Annotated in this window: 1 pseudogene; it reads left to right on the plus strand. The window is 53.8% G+C overall.

Annotated elements, in window-relative coordinates:
* Nucleotides 1-5: 5 nt before the first annotated feature.
* Nucleotides 6-236 (plus strand): annotated as a pseudogene (locus IAE27_RS29450) (DUF3304 domain-containing protein); the annotation flags it as partial.

Here is a 236-nt window from a genome sequence, read left to right on the forward strand (position 1 = left end):
CCACAATGAAGCCTGATGCAGTCTGGTATCCTCCGCAGTTTCCGAAGCAGGGACGATGGTTCACACGCCTTGTTTTTATCGCTGTGGCGATATTGTTGGCAGGCTGTGACAGACCCGCCAGAGAAGAGAGTGTTAGCGGCGGCGGTACCATAGAAGCGATTAACCATACACACTGGGCGATAAATCATTTCAGCGTAGACGGGCAGTCAGGGCTGGATATTATCGGCCCCTGGCAG

Source organism: Klebsiella sp. S69, from assembly GCF_016516145.1.
In the GTDB taxonomy this organism is placed as follows: Bacteria; Pseudomonadota; Gammaproteobacteria; order Enterobacterales; family Enterobacteriaceae; genus Klebsiella; species Klebsiella oxytoca.